The sequence below is a fragment of the Spongiibacter tropicus DSM 19543 genome (assembly GCF_000420325.1).
Classification (GTDB): Bacteria; Pseudomonadota; Gammaproteobacteria; order Pseudomonadales; family Spongiibacteraceae; genus Spongiibacter; species Spongiibacter tropicus.
Map to the genome: position 1 here is coordinate 1,965,212 of NZ_ATUS01000001.1, position 16,273 is coordinate 1,981,484.

The 16,273-nt window shown below is 55.6% G+C and carries 16 protein-coding genes; 13 read left to right on the forward strand and 3 right to left on the reverse strand.

The window, feature by feature from the left end:
• Positions 1-1,353, forward strand: coding sequence for a tRNA uridine-5-carboxymethylaminomethyl(34) synthesis GTPase MnmE (gene mnmE, locus G411_RS0109220; RefSeq protein WP_022958909.1), 1,353 nt, complete (start codon positions 1-3; stop codon positions 1,351-1,353).
• Between the two features lie 4 nt (positions 1,354-1,357).
• Here the strand turns inward: mnmE and arsB are convergent, their stop codons facing one another.
• Genes arsB through G411_RS0109235 form a run of 3 tightly spaced genes read right to left on the reverse strand, consistent with a single transcriptional unit; the run spans position 1,358 to position 3,564 of the window.
• Positions 1,358-2,380 (reverse strand): ACR3 family arsenite efflux transporter, encoded by a 1,023-nt coding sequence (arsB, locus tag G411_RS0109225; RefSeq protein ID WP_022958910.1) that lies wholly within the window; start codon positions 2,378-2,380, stop codon positions 1,358-1,360.
• 9 nt (positions 2,381-2,389) lie between these two features.
• Positions 2,390-3,097 (reverse strand): arsenical resistance protein ArsH, encoded by a 708-nt coding sequence (arsH, locus tag G411_RS0109230; RefSeq protein ID WP_022958911.1) that lies wholly within the window; start codon positions 3,095-3,097, stop codon positions 2,390-2,392.
• Positions 3,094-3,564: an arsenate reductase ArsC gene (locus tag G411_RS0109235; RefSeq protein WP_022958912.1), complete on the reverse strand. Its 471-nt coding sequence runs from the start codon at positions 3,562-3,564 to the stop codon at positions 3,094-3,096. The genes arsH and G411_RS0109235 overlap by 4 nt, the downstream gene beginning before the upstream one ends.
• Before the next feature lie 188 nt (positions 3,565-3,752).
• On the opposite strand from G411_RS0109235, the gene G411_RS0109240 reads away from it, so the two are divergent.
• The 12 genes from G411_RS0109240 (at position 3,753) to G411_RS0109295 (ending at position 16,255) form a co-directional block, all read left to right on the forward strand.
• Positions 3,753-5,738 carry a TonB-dependent receptor plug domain-containing protein gene (locus tag G411_RS0109240; RefSeq protein WP_022958913.1) on the forward strand — a complete coding sequence of 662 codons (1,986 nt, stop codon included), beginning with the start codon at positions 3,753-3,755 and terminating at the stop codon, positions 5,736-5,738.
• A gap of 42 nt (positions 5,739-5,780) precedes the next feature.
• Entirely contained in the window at positions 5,781-6,662 is an 882-nt protein-coding gene (locus G411_RS0109245; protein ID WP_022958914.1) for a type 1 periplasmic-binding domain-containing protein, read from the forward strand.
• Position 6,663: 1 nt separating this feature from the next.
• Positions 6,664-8,538 (forward strand): response regulator, encoded by a 1,875-nt coding sequence (locus tag G411_RS19945; RefSeq protein WP_022958915.1) that lies wholly within the window; start codon positions 6,664-6,666, stop codon positions 8,536-8,538.
• Positions 8,539-8,954: 416 nt separating this feature from the next.
• Positions 8,955-10,844: a tRNA uridine-5-carboxymethylaminomethyl(34) synthesis enzyme MnmG gene (mnmG, locus tag G411_RS0109255; RefSeq protein WP_022958916.1), complete on the forward strand. Its 1,890-nt coding sequence runs from the start codon at positions 8,955-8,957 to the stop codon at positions 10,842-10,844.
• A 1-nt stretch (position 10,845) separates the two neighbouring features.
• Complete coding sequence (gene rsmG / locus G411_RS0109260; protein ID WP_022958917.1) at positions 10,846-11,502, forward strand: 16S rRNA (guanine(527)-N(7))-methyltransferase RsmG; 657 nt, start codon at positions 10,846-10,848, stop codon at positions 11,500-11,502.
• A 10-nt stretch (positions 11,503-11,512) separates the two neighbouring features.
• Positions 11,513-12,328, forward strand: coding sequence for a ParA family protein (locus G411_RS19950; RefSeq protein WP_022958918.1), 816 nt, complete (start codon positions 11,513-11,515; stop codon positions 12,326-12,328).
• A complete protein-coding gene (locus tag G411_RS0109270) occupies positions 12,321-13,229 on the forward strand; it encodes a ParB/RepB/Spo0J family partition protein (RefSeq protein ID WP_028968299.1) in 909 nt (302 codons plus the stop codon). The genes G411_RS19950 and G411_RS0109270 overlap by 8 nt, the downstream gene beginning before the upstream one ends.
• 266 nt (positions 13,230-13,495) lie before the next feature.
• A complete protein-coding gene (locus G411_RS0109275) occupies positions 13,496-13,915 on the forward strand; it encodes an ATP synthase subunit I (protein ID WP_022958920.1) in 420 nt (139 codons plus the stop codon).
• A 31-nt stretch (positions 13,916-13,946) separates the two neighbouring features.
• Positions 13,947-14,885: a F0F1 ATP synthase subunit A gene (atpB, locus tag G411_RS0109280; protein WP_022958921.1), complete on the forward strand. Its 939-nt coding sequence runs from the start codon at positions 13,947-13,949 to the stop codon at positions 14,883-14,885.
• A 54-nt stretch (positions 14,886-14,939) separates the two neighbouring features.
• The gene (gene atpE, locus G411_RS0109285; RefSeq protein WP_022958922.1) at positions 14,940-15,179 is read left to right on the forward strand and encodes a F0F1 ATP synthase subunit C; all 240 of its coding nucleotides are present in this window, start codon (positions 14,940-14,942) and stop codon (positions 15,177-15,179) included.
• Between the two features lie 57 nt (positions 15,180-15,236).
• On the forward strand, positions 15,237-15,707 hold the full coding sequence (locus G411_RS0109290; RefSeq protein WP_022958923.1) for a F0F1 ATP synthase subunit B: 471 nt from the start codon (positions 15,237-15,239) through the stop codon (positions 15,705-15,707).
• Positions 15,708-15,718: 11 nt separating this feature from the next.
• Complete coding sequence (locus G411_RS0109295; protein WP_022958924.1) at positions 15,719-16,255, forward strand: F0F1 ATP synthase subunit delta; 537 nt, start codon at positions 15,719-15,721, stop codon at positions 16,253-16,255.
• Positions 16,256-16,273 lie beyond the last annotated feature (18 nt).

Genomic DNA, 16,273 nt, shown 5'->3' on the forward strand with positions numbered 1-16,273 from the left:
ATGAGCCGCAGCGATACCATCGCCGCCATTGCCACGCCTCCCGGCAAGGGCGGCGTCGGCATCGTGCGTATTTCCGGCCCCGACGCTCTTCGCATTGCCCAGGCGCTGATGAGCCGGGCACCGGAACCACGCCGCGCCCACTTTGCCCACTTCCGGGAAGTGCTCGACGGCCAGACCGATGTGATCGATCAGGGCCTTGCGCTCTACTTTCCCGGCCCCAATTCTTTTACCGGCGAAGACGTGCTGGAACTCCAGGGTCACGGTGGCCCGGTAATTATGGATCGGCTGCTGAAAGCCTGTCTTCGCGCTGGCGCGCGCATGGCCCGACCCGGAGAGTTCTCCGAACGCGCCTTCCTCAACAATAAAATTGACCTGACCCAGGCAGAAGCCATTGCCGATCTGATCGACAGCGCGTCAGAACAGGCCGCCCGTCAGGCCATGCGATCGCTGGACGGCGCCTTCAGCCGCGAAATTGATCAACTGGTGGAAGCCGTTACCGTCCTGCGCATCTATGTTGAGGCCGCCATCGACTTTCCCGAAGAGGAGATCGATTTTATCAGCGACCGTCGCATCGCCGACGACCTCGACAACATCAAACACCAATTGGACCGGGTAAGGGCGTCCGCTCGACAGGGTAGCCTGATGCGCGATGGTATGACCGTTGTCATCGCCGGCAAGCCGAATGCCGGTAAATCCAGCCTTCTCAACGCCTTGGCCGGGAGAGAATCGGCCATCGTCACGGATATTGCAGGCACCACCCGGGATGTTCTGCGCGAAAATATTCTTATCGACGGTATGCCACTGCACATCATCGATACGGCCGGTCTCCGCGACAGCGATGATCCGGTAGAACAGGAGGGCATTCGCCGCGCCTGGCAGGAAATCGACAAGGCCGACCGCATTCTGTTGATTGTGGACAGCAACCAGAGCGACAACGCCAGCATACCGGAGGCGTTCCAAGCTCACGCCAACAACGGAAAACTCAGCCTGATTTTCAACAAATGCGATCTCAGCGGACAGACGCCGAGAGAGGAAGAGGGCGAACCACCACGACTCTACCTCAGCGCGAAGCAGGGTGACGGTATTGAACTGCTGCGGGAACATCTGAAAAAGTGTGTTGGCTTTGAAGACGGCGACAGTCCCTATATCGCTCGCCGCCGTCATATCGAAGCACTGGAGACCGCCCAGCAGCACCTCCAGGAAGGCGAGCAGCAACTGCGGGAATTTCAGGCCGGAGAGTTACTCGCCGAAGAACTGCGGCTGGTCCAGCAAAGCCTGTCGGAAATCACCGGCGCATTTAGCTCTGACGACCTGCTGGGCAGAATCTTTTCCAGTTTCTGTATCGGTAAATAAACAGCTATTTCTCGACAAAATACTGACGGCTGCGATTGGCAAAGGCCACCAGCGACAGCATCACCGGCACCTCCACCAAGACCCCGACGACCGTCGCCAGTGCAGCACCGGAGTGCAGTCCGAACAGGGAAATGGCAACAGCCACGGCCAGTTCAAAGAAGTTGGACGTGCTGATCATACTGGCGGGCGCCGCCACATTGTGGGGCAAGCGCAGACGCCAGGCAGCAAAGTAGGCGAGGGCAAAAATGCCGTAGCTTTGTATTAGCAAAGGTACGGCAATCATCAAAATAATCAGCGGCTGGGCAAACAGGCTCTGTGCCTGAAAACCGAACAACAACACAACGGTTGCCAGCAAGCCGATGATTGACCAAGGTTTCAGGCGCGCAACAAAACCATTGAGGCGCTGATGGTCGTCTGCACTATCCAGATGACGACGCGTGAGAATCCCGGCAACCAACGGCAACACCACATACAGACCCACTGATAACAGCAGGGTTTGCCAGGGCACTTGAATATCACTGATACCCAGTAAAAACGCGGTAATCGGCGCAAAGGCAAACACCATAATCAGGTCGTTCACCGACACCTGTACCAACGTGTAATTTGGGTCACCCTTGGTCAGTTGACTCCATACAAACACCATCGCGGTGCAGGGAGCTACGCCCAGCAGAATCATCCCGGCGATATATTCCCCGGCAGATTGCGGGTCAACCCAGTCGGCAAACACATACCGGAAAAACAACCAACCCAACAACGCCATGGTAAACGGCTTAATCAACCAGTTGATGGTCAGGGTTAACGCCAGCCCTTTGGGTTTTTTACCGACATCGCGCAGCGATGAGAAATCCACCTGAATCATCATGGGATAAATCATCAACCAGATCAGTGCCGCCACCACCAGATTGACGTGTGCATACTCCAGCGCAGCTATCTGCGCAAATGCTTCCGGCTGCCAGTTTCCCAACAGCACACCCACCACAATACACAGTCCGACCCACAGCGACAGATAGCGCTCGAAGATGCCCATAATCGTTCCTTAAATATCTGCTTGATTTACACGCGCCATTAATTGCTCTGCACTTTCCACACGTTCGGAATAGCGGTCCAGCAAGTACGGGTTATTGTCGCGAGTCAGCAGCGTAAACTTCATTAGCTCCTCCATCACATCCACGATTCGGTTGTAATAGGGTGAGGGCTTCATTCGATCGTTATCATCAAATTCCAGAAATGCCTTGGGTACCGACGACTGGTTGGGAATCGTCAACATGCGCATCCAGCGGCCCAGTACCCGCAGCTGGTTGACCACATTAAACGACTGAGAGCCGCCGCAAACCTGCATCACCGCCAGCGTTTTACCCTGTGTCGGCCGCACCGCGCCCAGTGACAGGGGAATCCAGTCAATCTGCGCTTTCATAATACCGGTCATCGCCCCGTGTCGTTCCGGGGAACACCACACCTGGGCCTCTGACCACATCACCCCCTCCCGCAACTCCTGCACCTTGGGGTGCTCGGCATCCTCGCTGTCTGGCAGTGGCAGGCCCGTCGGATCATAGATCCGCGTCTCCGCCCCCATCGCAGCTAGCAGACGGGCACATTCTTCTACGACCAGACGGCTGAATGAGCGGCTTCTCAACGAGCCATACAACAACAGGACCCGGGGCTTGTGACGACTAGGCACTTTGGCAAATCCATCCTGACCCGGCATATGAAATTGATCGGTCTGAATGTTGGGAAGTGCCGTCATGATGATTTGGCCCCCAGAGCCTGTAAGGCCGCGGACCAGCGCTCGGGTGGCAGCGAGGCGACATCCATCAAAACCTCCAGCCGTTGCCGTATCAGCGCGATGCAATCGCCAAAGGCCTGCAAACGATCTTCTTCCGTGCCGTCGAGCGCCGACGGATCTTTCAGTCCCCAATGAAGCTTGGGCGTAGCGCCCATCCAGAGCGGACATACCTCACCGGCAGCAGCGTCGCAGACGGTGATCACCACATCGGGATTGAAGTCGCTAAGATCCTGCCAGGAATCGCTTTGTAAACCCTCGGTCGAAATACCTTCCGCTGTCAGTGCCTTAAGCGACTCTGGGTGGACCTCTCCGGCAGGATCGCTGCCTGCACTGCGAGCTTCAATAAGCCCCTGACCAAAGTGATTGCTGACAGCCTCAGACAGAATGCTTCGGCAGCGGTTATGGGTACAGATATAAAGAATTTTCAAAACGCGTTCTCTGCTAACAGAAAATAGCCGGATGCGGGCCATAGCATGACAAGGGGAAAGCTATATATACGATATTACATATATGAAAAATCAAATACTATGGGAAAATGAGATTGCACAGTCATGCACCAGAAATGACGTAAGGCGCTACAATTAGCGTATCGATGTAGACGCATTCAGGATGAAATATGCCAAAGAATTCTCGCAGCGCCGCTTACAGTGCCCTATGCATTTGCCTTGGGACGACGGTTTTCACCGCACCCGACAGCCGCGCCCAGCTACTCAACGACCAACTGCCCGTTGTATTAACCCCAGCCCGCCTGAAGCAGAACCGCAGCGAAGTTCCCGCCAGCGTCAGTGTTATTGATAGAGAGATGATTGCCGCCTCCGGGATACGCCGCATTCCCGAGCTGTTTCGGCTGATTCCCGGAACGGCTGTCGGCGCCCGTGACGGCTGGAACCATGTTGTCAGCTACCACGGTACCAACTACCGCGACTCGCGCCGTATGCAGGTGCTGATTGACGGTCGCAGTATCTATCAGGCGGGCCTCGCGACGGTGAACTGGAACGATATCCCGCTGGCAATCGAGGATATTGAGCGCATTGAAATCGTGCGTGGCCCGTCCACCGCCAGTTATGGCGCCAACGCCTTCCTCGGGGTCATCAACATCATCAGTCGCCATCCGGAAGACAGTGACCGCTGGGCCGTAATGGCTCGACGTGGCAGCGGTAAGACTGAAGATTACCTGCTTAGTCATGCCGGCGACCTTGCCGACGGACAATTTCGTATCACCGCCCACAGCCGTCGTGACGACGGTTTTGATAAAAATGCCGACGGTGAGGATCGCCGCGACAGCGACAACAGTGATATGGCCAACCTCCGCTATGAAAAGAATTTTGGCAATGGCACCGCGCTGAGTTTCGGCAGTGGTTTCAAGCAGGGCTGGAATACCGATGACTTCGACGACGTCGATGTCACCTCGCCAGACACGCAGCACAAGAACCACTACCTCTCCGCCAAACTCAGCTGGGATCTTAATCGCAACCACAGCCAGCACCTGCGGCTCGACTATTCAGGTCAAAAGCAGATAAAAGAATGGCAGGCGATGATTCCGCCCGCGTTTATCGGTCGACCAGACCATCCCTCTCCGCTGGTCTTGGTGTCACCCAATGAAAACAGCAGACAATCGCGGCAAGACGTGGAGTTTCAGGACACCATGATCTGGAACAAGGCATTGCGAACCGTGGCGGGCGTCCACTATAAACACAATCGCGTCAGCTCCGACACCTATTACAATGGCAGCCGACGCAGTGACAGTGTTCAATTGTTCGGCAACTTGGAATACACCGTTAACGACGCGATCAGCAGCAACATCGGAGCCTCCTGGGAGCGCGACAGCAACGAAGGCCGCAAGCATTTTTCTCCGCGCGTCGCAGTTCACTACCACTTTACCCCCAATCACAGTATCCGCGCGGTGTACTCCGAAGCCGTCAGAACCCCCGACCTGCTGGAGACGTCGGCAGACTGGAGCTACCGGATCACGGATATCCAGCCATACGTTCCCGGCATAGATAGTGGCGAGTATGTGATCAAGGCCACAGGTAACCCTGATTTACGTGCTGAGCGCATTGCATCCAGCGAGCTGGGCTACTACGGTAATTTCCAGCAATGGGGACTGCAGTGGGACGTCAAAGTCTTTAACGACCGATTGAAGCGACTGGTTTCCGATTCCACATCACTGGAAAAATTTACCCCGGAAAACAACAACACGCTGCGCCAGCGAGGGATTGAAACAGAGATTGACTACCGTCCCAGCAGTGCATGGCTGATTCACGCCAGCTATGCCTACATCAATTCCGACAGCAGCAACTCAAATGAAGAGAGCTTTACGCCACAAAACTCGGGCAGCCTGTTAGTCAGTTACCAATGGCCGACACAAACGCGGCTATCGATAGCGCGGTACTACAGTGAAAACACGCGGCAATCCAAGGGACGAAACAATACCTTCTCCCGCTCGGATGTGCGCCTTGCCCAAAAGGTGGATGTTGGCCGCAGCGAACTCGAACTGGCCTACGTGCTGCGCTACCGACACGACCAGAACAGCGAGTTGCTGGCCGATAACTTTTACGATGACAGCACACGTCATCTAGTGAGTGTAAGCCTGCGCTTTTAACGCCATCACGGGATTCGATGGCATCGTCGACAAGGATGAGCCATGTTGAAAGGAGTGCAACACTGTCTGAGGATCGTCGTCTTCCTGTTTGCGACCAGCCTCAGCGTTGCCGGCGACCTGACTCAGGCCGCCGTCGACCTGATATTGCCTGCCGACACGCCCAACCTGCAATCACTCGCTAATGGCATTCAACAAAAAGCCAACTTCCCCATTAACACCTACATCGCTCAGCTTCCACCAGCCGAGCAGGCGGGCGATATTCTTCTCATCATCTCCGACGAGCTACTACACTTACTCGACAACAATCCGCCATATCGGGCCCGATTTGCGATGTATATCAACAGCGCCCGATTTGCCGCGTATCGAACCGGCACCAACAGCGCCGTTTATGCCGATCAGCCCTTGTCTCGACAGCTGAAACTCATCAACACGTTAATTGGTAAACGCCACGCCGATATCGCCATGGCATGGAAACATCCCGAGTACCGCATGCAGTATGACGCGCTGACCGCGCTTTATCCGGAGTACCGATTTGAAAGCCAGGAGGCCGCCAACAGTCCTGAACGCCAGATCAACCGGCTTATTCAACAGAGTGATGTTCTGCTCGCCACGCCGGAAACGGAACTGTACAACGCCAATAGTATTCGCAGCATTCTCCTCGCCGCCTACCGGCATAACACGCTGGTCATCGGCCCAAACAAAGCGTTTGTGACGGCGGGAGCACTGGCATCAGTAAACTCTGAACCTGAGCACTATATCGACGATATCGTCGATAGCATTCAACACTACATCGATACCGGAGAGATTCCCCAACCGCGCTACCCGAGCAAATTCAATGTGAGTATCAATCACCACGTCGCCGAGTCACTGGGCATCCCGATTCACAGTGAAACCGACTTGCTGCAGCAAATACGGCAGAACTGATATGCGCTGGCCCCCGCGACAAAGCCTGTTTCAACACATACTGCTGGTCAGCCTGCTGCCCATGCTGCTGCTGTTTATTGCCCTGTTCAGCTATACGCTCGCTGCAAGGCTTGACGACGCCAGACAAAGCCAGCTCGATATTGGCCACCGCATGACCGACAACCTGGCTGCCATGCTTGAGCTGCCGCTGATCAGCGGCAGTCGGGAACAGATTGAGGATATTATCGCCCCGGTACTTCGCGGCAATATCATCGCGATTCGGGTCTATACCAATGACAGTGAAAAACCCATAAGCATCAGTAAGCTCGAGTCGGAAGGCAGCGGCACCACGCTGGCTACCACCATCCGGCAAGCCCGTATTCCGCTGGAAGACAGCATCACCGGACAGCCACTGCCCGCCGGTCCGCAACGGGTACTGGGCCGACTGGAAATAGATCTATCTGACCGGGAGCTGGCCAACCTGCAGCAACGCATTGCTCTCGTCTCAAGCGCCATCGCCATCGTCACCGCCATACTCAGTATCTCGCTGGCGCTGTATTTCAGCCGCAAACTGTCCAAACCGCTCAGTGATATCGAACAGGTTACCGGGCGCATTGCCCGCGGCGACCACAGCAGCCGCATTCAGAAGTTGGCAACGGGAGAACTGGGCGAGCTGCAGAGCCATATTAACCAGATGGCAAGCAGCATCGAAGCCCAGCAGCGCGCCCTCAGCGAATACGTCGACGAGCTGAAACAAGCCAAGCAGCACGCCGAAGAGGCCAGTCAGGCAAAAACCCTGTTCCTCGCCACCATGACCCACGAACTGCGCACCCCAATGAATGGCGCCCTGGGCATGCTGCAACTGCTGGCCAACAGCCCGCTGGATGACGAGCAACGCCGCTACGTTAATATCGCCAAAAGTTCTAGCCAACACCTCCTGTATATCGTTAACGATATTCTGGACTTCTCCCGAATCGAAAAAGGCGATATGCAGCTCGAAGAGCGCTACTTTGCCGCCGACGAGCTGCTGGGTGATTACCTTGAACCCATGCGTCTTGAAGCCAGCACCAAGGACATTCAACTACACAGCGAACTGGACCCCGAGCTGAGCAGCATGGAGCTGTACGGCGATGAAACGCGCCTCCGTCAAATAGTGATCAATCTCTGCGCCAATGCGGTGAAATTCACGCACCGTGGCGAGGTCAGCCTGAAGTTGAGCATCAACGGCAAAACCGACCGACAGCTAGCCCTGCAACTGCAAGTGACCGACACCGGCATCGGCATCAGCCAGGAGCAACTTCCCCACATTTTCGAAAGCTTCCATCAGGCAGATAGCTCAACCGCAAGGCGCTACGGCGGTTCGGGGCTGGGACTGGCCATTGTCAAACGCCTGTCAGAGCTCATGGACGCCGAGGTCCGGGTCATCAGCCAGCCCGGCAAAGGCAGCCGATTCACCGTTCAATGGCGGTGTCCTTACCGCCAGTGCTCCCCCGCAAGCCAATCAACATACGCACACCCGCTGAAAGGTCTGCGGGTATTGGTGGTGGAAGATAATCCAGTCAACCAAATGTTGATCATCCGCAGTCTGGAGCAGTGGCAAGTGAATCACCTCGCGGCCAACAATGGGCGTGAAGCGGTGGAGCTGCTGGAAAAACAAGCCGTTGACCTGATTATCATGGACTTGCAAATGCCTGAAATGGATGGCTTTGAAGCCACTCAGGTGATCCGCCATAAGCTTCGAAAGATCACACCGATTATCGCCCTTACCGCCAATACTGACAGCGACACGCAACAGCGCTGTATTGAAGCCGGGATGGATGCCTTCCTGAGCAAACCTGTGTCGCTGAGCCGCTTGCAGGAAAAAATCAAAGAACTGCTGTCCCGTTCCACCGCCTGAACCCCAAAAAACTCGCCGGGATAACATCGGGACAGCTGCCCCCGAGACTGTGAACAAGCCGTCAGTAACTTGGCATTTACCCACAAGGTGAAAAAACCGACGAACTTATCCACATTTCATCCCCACGCAGGGCACAGGGAGGCAACAGGAAAATTGTGGATAAATCACCCATTTATACATCAAATTTTTCGAATAAAAACATAGCGTTAAATAACTTACCCACAAAAATAGCTATTCCTAATAGTTACATCAAAAATAAAAAAACATAAATCTATCAACATATATATTCATAAATTCTTTATTCCTTTTTTTCACAAGAAAGAGAATTGGCTAAAATTTCACCAATTCATTGCAGCCAAAGCAGAAGGCCGTATAATCTCGCTCCCCGAGAACTCTTCTTAAAAATCAGGTGCACCGTGGACTATCCGCAGCGTTACGATGTCATTGTTATAGGTGGCGGCCATGCCGGTACCGAAGCCGCGCTGGCTGCAGCGAGAATGGGCTGTGCCACCCTGTTGCTGACCCACAACATCGAAACACTGGGACAAATGTCCTGTAATCCGGCTATTGGCGGTATCGGAAAAAGTCACCTCGTAAAAGAAGTCGACGCCTTGGGCGGTGCCATGGGCCTGGCCACTGACCACGGCGGTATCCAGTTCCGCACCCTGAACGCACGCAAAGGTCCCGCTGTTCGCGCAACCCGTGCCCAAGCCGACCGCGTCTTGTACAAAGCCGCTATTCGGGAAATGCTGGAAAACCAGCCGAATCTGGCCATATTCCAACAGGCCGTCGATGACCTCATTGTTGAAGGTGACCGGGCCCGTGGTGTCGTCACCAACATTGGTCTGAAGTTTTACAGCGAAACGGTCGTTCTTACGGCGGGCACCTTCCTTGGCGGCAAAATTCACATTGGCCTGGATAACCACAGTGGCGGACGTGCCGGCGACCAGCCCTCTATCGCACTCGCCCACCGTTTGCGCGAGCTGCCCTTCAGAGTCGATCGCCTGAAAACCGGGACACCACCGCGGATTGATGCCAAAACCGTCAACTTTGAAGGCCTGGAGCAACAGTGGGGAGATGAACCTCGCCCGGTAATGTCCTATCTCGGCAGCCGCGACATGCACCCCGAACAAGTGTGCTGCTGGATTACCCATACCAATGAGCGTAGCCACGACATTATTCGCAGCGGCCTGGATCGCTCACCCATGTACACCGGCGTCATTGAAGGCATCGGCCCGCGCTACTGCCCGTCGATCGAAGACAAAGTTCACCGGTTTGCCGACAAGAACTCCCATCAGGTGTTTATCGAGCCTGAAGGTCTGAATACTCACGAGCTCTACCCCAACGGCATCTCCACCAGTCTGCCATTCGATGTGCAGCTGAATCTGGTGCGCTCCATCAAGGGCTTTGAGAACGCGCACATGACGCGTCCCGGTTACGCGATTGAGTACGATTTCTTCGAACCACGGGATCTGAAAAACTCCTTGGAAACCAAGTTCATCGGTGGCCTGTTCTTCGCCGGGCAAATCAACGGCACCACGGGTTACGAAGAAGCCGCCGCACAAGGCCTGTTGGCCGGTGCCAACGCGGCACTGCTTGCCCAGGGCAAAGACGCCTGGTGTCCCCGTCGCGACGAAGCCTACATTGGCGTACTGGTCGACGATCTGATCACCATGGGTACCAAAGAACCCTACCGCATGTTTACCTCCCGCGCGGAATACCGCTTGCTACTGCGGGAAGACAATGCCGATCAGCGTCTCACCGAGAAAGGTCGCGAATTGGGTCTGGTCGACGATGCCCGCTGGGCGGCCTTCTGCGAAAAGCGCGAAACCATTGAACGCCAGCGTCAGCGCATGGCCAGCACCTGGATTCAGCCCAACTCACCCCAAGCTGAACAATTGGCCGCCAAATTCAACAAGCCGATCAGTCACGAGTACAATCTGCTCGATCTGCTCAAGCGCCCGGAGTTGGGCTACGCCGATCTGGCCTCGATGATTAACGATGGCGAAACGGTTGACGCCACCGTGGCCGAGCAATTGGAAATCGGTGTGAAATACGCGGGCTACATCGAGCGGCAGAAAGACGAGATCGAGCGCCTGCGTCGGCATGAAGAAACGCCATTGCCGCTGGATTTCGATTACAGTGCCATCGACGGCTTGAGTAACGAAATCAAGCAAAAGCTCAGCGATTCCCGGCCGCAAACGCTGGCACAGGCTTCGCGCATTCCCGGCGTCACGCCTGCGGCGGTGTCGCTGTTGCTGATCACACTGAAAAAGCGCGGCCTGCTGGAACGGAAATCAGCCTGAGGTGAGCAGCGATTTTTCCCAAGCCCTCACCGACGGCGCCCGTCAATTACACCTTGAGCTCAGTCCGGTGCAGCAGCAATTGCTGTTGGATTATCTGGCGCTGCTGCACAAATGGAACCGCGCCTACAATCTGACCGCCGTGCGCGACCCCGCGCAGATGTTGAACCGCCATCTGCTCGACAGTCTCAGTATTGCCAGCTTGGTGCAGGGGCAACGAGTGCTTGATGTTGGCACCGGACCTGGTTTGCCCGGCATTCCCCTGGCGATTCTGTTTCCCGAGCGACAGTTTGAGCTGCTCGACAGCAATGGAAAGAAAACCCGTTTTCTGATTGAAGCCCGTGCGCAGCTTGGCCTGCGAAATGTCGAGGTGCACTGTGATCGGGTGGAAGCCCTGTGCGATGAACGCGGCTTCGATGCCATCACCTCGCGAGCCTTCGCCTCGCTGGCCGATATGGCTCAGGGGTGTGAGCACCTGCTCGCGCCTGGCGGCAAAATGTTTGCCATGAAGGGACTCTACCCCGAGCAGGAGTTGAGTCAGTTGCCAAAACGCTTTATCGTCGAGACCTGTCATACGCTGTCTGTTCCCGGTGTCGACGAGGCCCGCCATCTGCTGGTGATCTCGCCCCGTACCGGCGAACCCGCTGCAAGCGAGCAATAGGATCCGGGCCGTGGCCACCATATTCGCAATCACCAACCAGAAAGGCGGGGTGGGTAAAACCACTACCAGCGTCAATCTTGCGGCCTCGCTGGCGGCGACGAAACGCCGCATTCTGCTGATTGATCTCGACCCCCAGGGCAATGCCACCATGGGGTGCGGTGTCGACAAAAATGCCGTGGACTACAGCGTTTACGATGTACTGGTTGGTCAGCGCGGTATTGCCGAAACGGCGGTCCCCACGCCCGAAAGCGGTTTCGATGTGCTTCCTGCCAATCAGGATCTCACTGCCGCCGAGGTGGAGCTGATCAATGAAATCGGCCGCGAGTTTCGCCTTCGCGAAGCACTGACGCCGATCGCCGATCAGTACGACTATGTGTTGATCGACTGTCCACCGTCGTTGAACATGCTCACCGTCAATGCGCTGGCAGCAGCTCAGGGCGTCATCATCCCCATGCAGTGCGAGTACTACGCGCTCGAGGGGCTGACAGCGCTGCTCAACACCGTGAACCGGGTGACCCAGCTGATCAATCCGACGCTGCGCATCGAAGGCATTCTTCGAACCATGTTTGACGGCCGCAACAGCTTGACCAATCAGGTCACCGATGAACTGCGCCAGCACTTTGGTGACAAACTCTACAGCACGGTGATTCCCCGCAATGTCCGGCTGGCCGAAGCGCCCAGCCACGGACTGCCGGTGCTCTACTACGACAAGCAATCCAAAGGCGCGCTCGCCTATCTCGCGCTGGCTGGTGAAATTTTGCGCCGGGCACAACGCAGCAATAATGACAACCCGCAAGAACAACAGGTCGAACCGATCAATGGCTAAGAAACGAGGTTTGGGTAGAGGACTGGATGCCCTGTTGGGCGCTACAGCGGAACCGGTTGCAGTGGCTGACAGCAGCCCGGCATCGGAACCCGCGGCGACTGCGCAGAGCGAGCCTGTCGATGGTGAACTGAAAAACCTGCCCATCGAGTTTCTGCAGAGCGGTCGCTACCAGCCCCGCCGTGAAATGCCGCCGGAAGGTCTGGAAGAGTTGGCTAACTCCATTCGTTCCCAGGGTATTATGCAACCTATTGTGGTGCGCGGCGTCGGTCAGGATCGCTACGAAATTATCGCCGGTGAACGCCGCTGGCGTGCCAGCCAGCTGGCCGGGCTGGACACGGTTCCCGCGCTGATTCGCGATGTACCCGACGAAGCGGCGGCGGCCATGGCGCTGATCGAAAACCTGCAGCGCGAAGACCTCAATCCCATGGAAGAGGCCCAGGCACTGCTGCGCCTGCAGAAAGAATTCGAACTGACCCACGCCGAAATCGCCGGTCTGGTCGGCAAGTCCCGGACTACCATCACCAATCTCTTGCGCCTGACCGGCTTGCGTGACGATGTGCAAACTCTGTTGGAAAACGGTGATATCGAAATGGGTCATGGCCGAGCATTACTCGGTTTGCCACTGGAACAACAAAGCAGCGCGGCGGCGATGGTTGTCAGCCGAGGCCTCTCGGTGCGCCAGACAGAAGCGCTGGTGCGCAAACTGGTGGACGAGGCCAAACAGGGCAACAAGTCAGCCCCTGCCAAGCTCGATCCCGATATCAAACAACTTCAAGACAAGCTGTCGGAGACCATTGGCTCGCCAGTGCAGATTCAGCACGGGGCGAAAGGCAAGGGTAAGGTCACCATCAGCTACAGCAGCCTCGATGAGCTGGACGGGATTCTCGCCCATATCAAATAAACGGTTTCACCCAGGCTGATGGCCTATCTGGTGTACCGCGATGCGGAACGATACAGGATGTGGTGGTTGGCCGGCGACAGCCGCCAAATGGAAGTGCTAAATTCCTGATATTTATAGCGAATTGTGAAAAATTGTGGCATGTGCTTATTGCCGACTTTCGTCGCAATGCGACCCAAATCGGTTGATCCTTAGCCAGTGACCACCTATAATTCGCCCCGCTTTTCGGACAAGCAAAAGACGCGTTGCAGCAACAGGTGTAGAGGGCAATGACAGCGACACCACGGCGGCCGATTTCGGTGCGCGACAAGGTTCGCCCTCCACTGGCCACAATATACGGTTTGCAATGTGCCTTACTGCTAATGGCGAGCGGCATAACATATTTCGTCAACGGGGTTGCCGCCTATTCCCTGTTGATCGGTGGGCTGATTTCCGTTTTACCCAATGCGTATTTTGCGCGCCAGGCGTTTCGCTACGCTGGTGCGGCTTACGCGCGCGAGGTAACTCGTGCTTTTTACCGGGGTGAAGCGGGCAAGTTTCTGGCAACAATCGGACTCTTTGCCGGTGTGTTCGCCACAGTCAGGCCCCTGCATGTGCCAGTCTTATTTCTGGCATATGTGCTGGTTATGCTACTGAACGCCGCCCTCCTGGCAGGGTTTGCACAGCGGCGTCGGAAAAGCCGGGTTTAAGGTCAACGCTTAACAGAGTCGAGAGTGACACATGGCAGGGGAATCGCAGTCTACAGTTGGGTATATCCAACACCACTTAACCAATCTCACGTACGGTAAGCTTCCTGCTGGCTACGAGCGCCTCGATGCTGAAGGCCACGTACATGAAGTTTTGCCCGAAGCTACTTGGACCTTGGCACACAGCAGCCAGGAAGCAGCGGATATGGGCTTTATGGCCATTCACGTTGACTCCATGCTTTGGTCTATCGGCCTGGGCTTTTTGTTCCTGCTGATTTTCGCCCGCATCGCTAAACGTGCGCAAAGCGGCGTACCCCGCGGCGCACAGAACGCGATTGAAATGATCATTGGTTTCATCGACCAGACTGTAAAAGACGGCTTCCATCACAAAAATGCCATGATCGCGCCGATGGCGCTCACCATTTTTATGTGGATTTTCCTGATGAACACCATGGACCTGGTGCCCGTCGACTGGATTCCTCAACTGGCCGCCCTGATCAGTGGCGACCCACACTTCTTCTTTAAAGTCGTACCCACTACCGACCCCAACGTTACCCTGGGTATGGGCTTCACAATCTTTGGCTTGATGGTGTACTTCACCATCGCGAAAAAAGGCTTTATGGGCTTTGTTAAAGAACTTACCTTGCACCCGTTTCACCACCCCAAGTGGTACGTGAATATTCTGCTGGTGCCGATCAACTTCGCGCTGGAAGCCATTTCCTGGGTGTCCAAGCCGATCTCACTGGGTCTGCGACTGTTCGGCAACATGTACGCGGGTGAGATGATTTTCATTCTGATCGCCACTATGTTCGGCGCCGGACTGATTTTGGGACTGTTTGCAGGTGTATTGCAGTGGGCGTGGGCGGTATTCCACATCCTCGTTATCACCCTGCAGGCCTTCGTCTTCATGGTACTGACCATCGTCTACATGGCGACGGCACACCAGATCGAAGAAGAAGACCAGTTCCACTGAGGTAATTTGTTTTAACCAACTTTTCTTAACTTAAATAGATGTAGGAGAACTACCATGGGTTTGGCTCTGATTGCTGTTTCACTGATGATCGGTTTTGGCGCACTGGGTACTGCCATCGGCTTCGCTCTGCTGGGCGGTAAGCTGCTGGAAGGCTCTGCTCGTCAGCCCGAACTGGCTCCCATGCTGCAAGGTAAAATGTTCCTGATCGCCGGTCTGCTTGACGCCGTTCCGATGATCGGTGTTGGTATCGCTATGTACGTTCTGTTCGTTGTTGTTCCCGGCCTGCCCGCTTAATTTGCACGCATTCGGAATACGACACGTTCAGCAACTTGATATAGCAGAGGTATCGGCGTGAATATTAATCTCACACTGATTGGACAATCGATCACCTTCCTGTTCTTCATTTGGTTCTGCCACGCTTTTGTGTGGGGCGCCATTCGCAAGGCCATGGAAGAGCGTGAAAAGCAGATTGCTGACGGTCTTGATGCCGCTGACCGCGCGGGACGCGATCTTGAGCTTGCTCAAGAAAAAGCTGCCAAGCAGCTTGGCGAAGCGAAAGCGGAAGCGGCTTCCATCATTGATGCTGCCAACAAGCGCGCCAATCAAATTATTGATGAAGCGAAAGAGTCGGCACGAGCTGAGGGCGACCGCCTGAAAGCCGCTGCCCAGGCTGAGGTAGAGCAGGAAGTGAACCGTGCGAAAGAAGCACTGCGTTCACAGGTTGCCGCTCTGGCTCTGGCTGGTGCTGAGAAAGTGCTGGAAGCATCTATCGATGAGTCTGTTCATAAAGACATGGTCGACAAGCTGGCCGCTGGCCTGTAAGCGAGGTTGACATGGCTGAATTGAGCACGATGGCTAGACCCTACGCCAAGGCGGCTTTCGAGCACGCCCTGGCTTCTTCGGCATTAGGTGAGTGGTCACAAATGCTGGCAACGGCAGCGGCTGTCGCCAGCCAGGAAACGGTAGCCAAGCTGCTGTCTTCACCGGCCATCACCACCGAGCAGCAAGCGCAGAAATTTATCGACGTCTGCGGCGATGCACTCAATGCCGGCGGTGAAAATTTCATCAGGATTCTCGCAGAAAACAAACGCTTGGCACTGCTGCCAATCATCAGCGAGTTGTTCGAAGCCCAGAAAGCTGTCCAGGAACAGTCTGTCGACGTTGAGCTGACCACAGCCTTCGCCTTGGATTCAGAGTCCGAGCAACGTCTGGCCGATGTTCTGAGTAAAAAACTGAATCGTCAGGTAAAAGTCAGCAGCCACGAAGACCGCAGCTTAATTGGCGGTGTAGTGATTCGCGCTGGCGACCTGGTTATCGACGGCTCGGTGCGCGGTCGCTTGGCGAAACTCGCTGAAGCAGTGAACTCCTGAGCGTTATAGAGAATAGGA

Excerpts from the sequence above, each read along its gene's own strand:
- arsB (WP_022958910.1), bottom strand. The coding sequence starts at position 2,380 with ATGGGCATCTTCGAGCGCTATCTGTCGCTGTGGGTCGGACTGTGTATT.
- G411_RS0109295 (WP_022958924.1), top strand. The coding sequence starts at position 15,719 with ATGGCTGAATTGAGCACGATGGCTAGACCCTACGCCAAGGCGGCTTTC.
- G411_RS0109240 (WP_022958913.1), top strand. The coding sequence starts at position 3,753 with ATGCCAAAGAATTCTCGCAGCGCCGCTTACAGTGCCCTATGCATTTGC.
- atpB (WP_022958921.1), top strand. The coding sequence starts at position 13,947 with ATGGCAGGGGAATCGCAGTCTACAGTTGGGTATATCCAACACCACTTA.
- G411_RS0109275 (WP_022958920.1), top strand. The coding sequence starts at position 13,496 with ATGACAGCGACACCACGGCGGCCGATTTCGGTGCGCGACAAGGTTCGC.
- G411_RS19945 (WP_022958915.1), top strand. The coding sequence starts at position 6,664 with ATGCGCTGGCCCCCGCGACAAAGCCTGTTTCAACACATACTGCTGGTC.
- G411_RS0109270 (WP_028968299.1), top strand. The coding sequence starts at position 12,321 with ATGGCTAAGAAACGAGGTTTGGGTAGAGGACTGGATGCCCTGTTGGGC.
- arsH (WP_022958911.1), bottom strand. The coding sequence starts at position 3,097 with ATGACGGCACTTCCCAACATTCAGACCGATCAATTTCATATGCCGGGT.
- mnmE (WP_022958909.1), top strand. The coding sequence starts at position 1 with ATGAGCCGCAGCGATACCATCGCCGCCATTGCCACGCCTCCCGGCAAG.
- atpE (WP_022958922.1), top strand. The coding sequence starts at position 14,940 with ATGGGTTTGGCTCTGATTGCTGTTTCACTGATGATCGGTTTTGGCGCA.
- G411_RS0109245 (WP_022958914.1), top strand. The coding sequence starts at position 5,781 with ATGTTGAAAGGAGTGCAACACTGTCTGAGGATCGTCGTCTTCCTGTTT.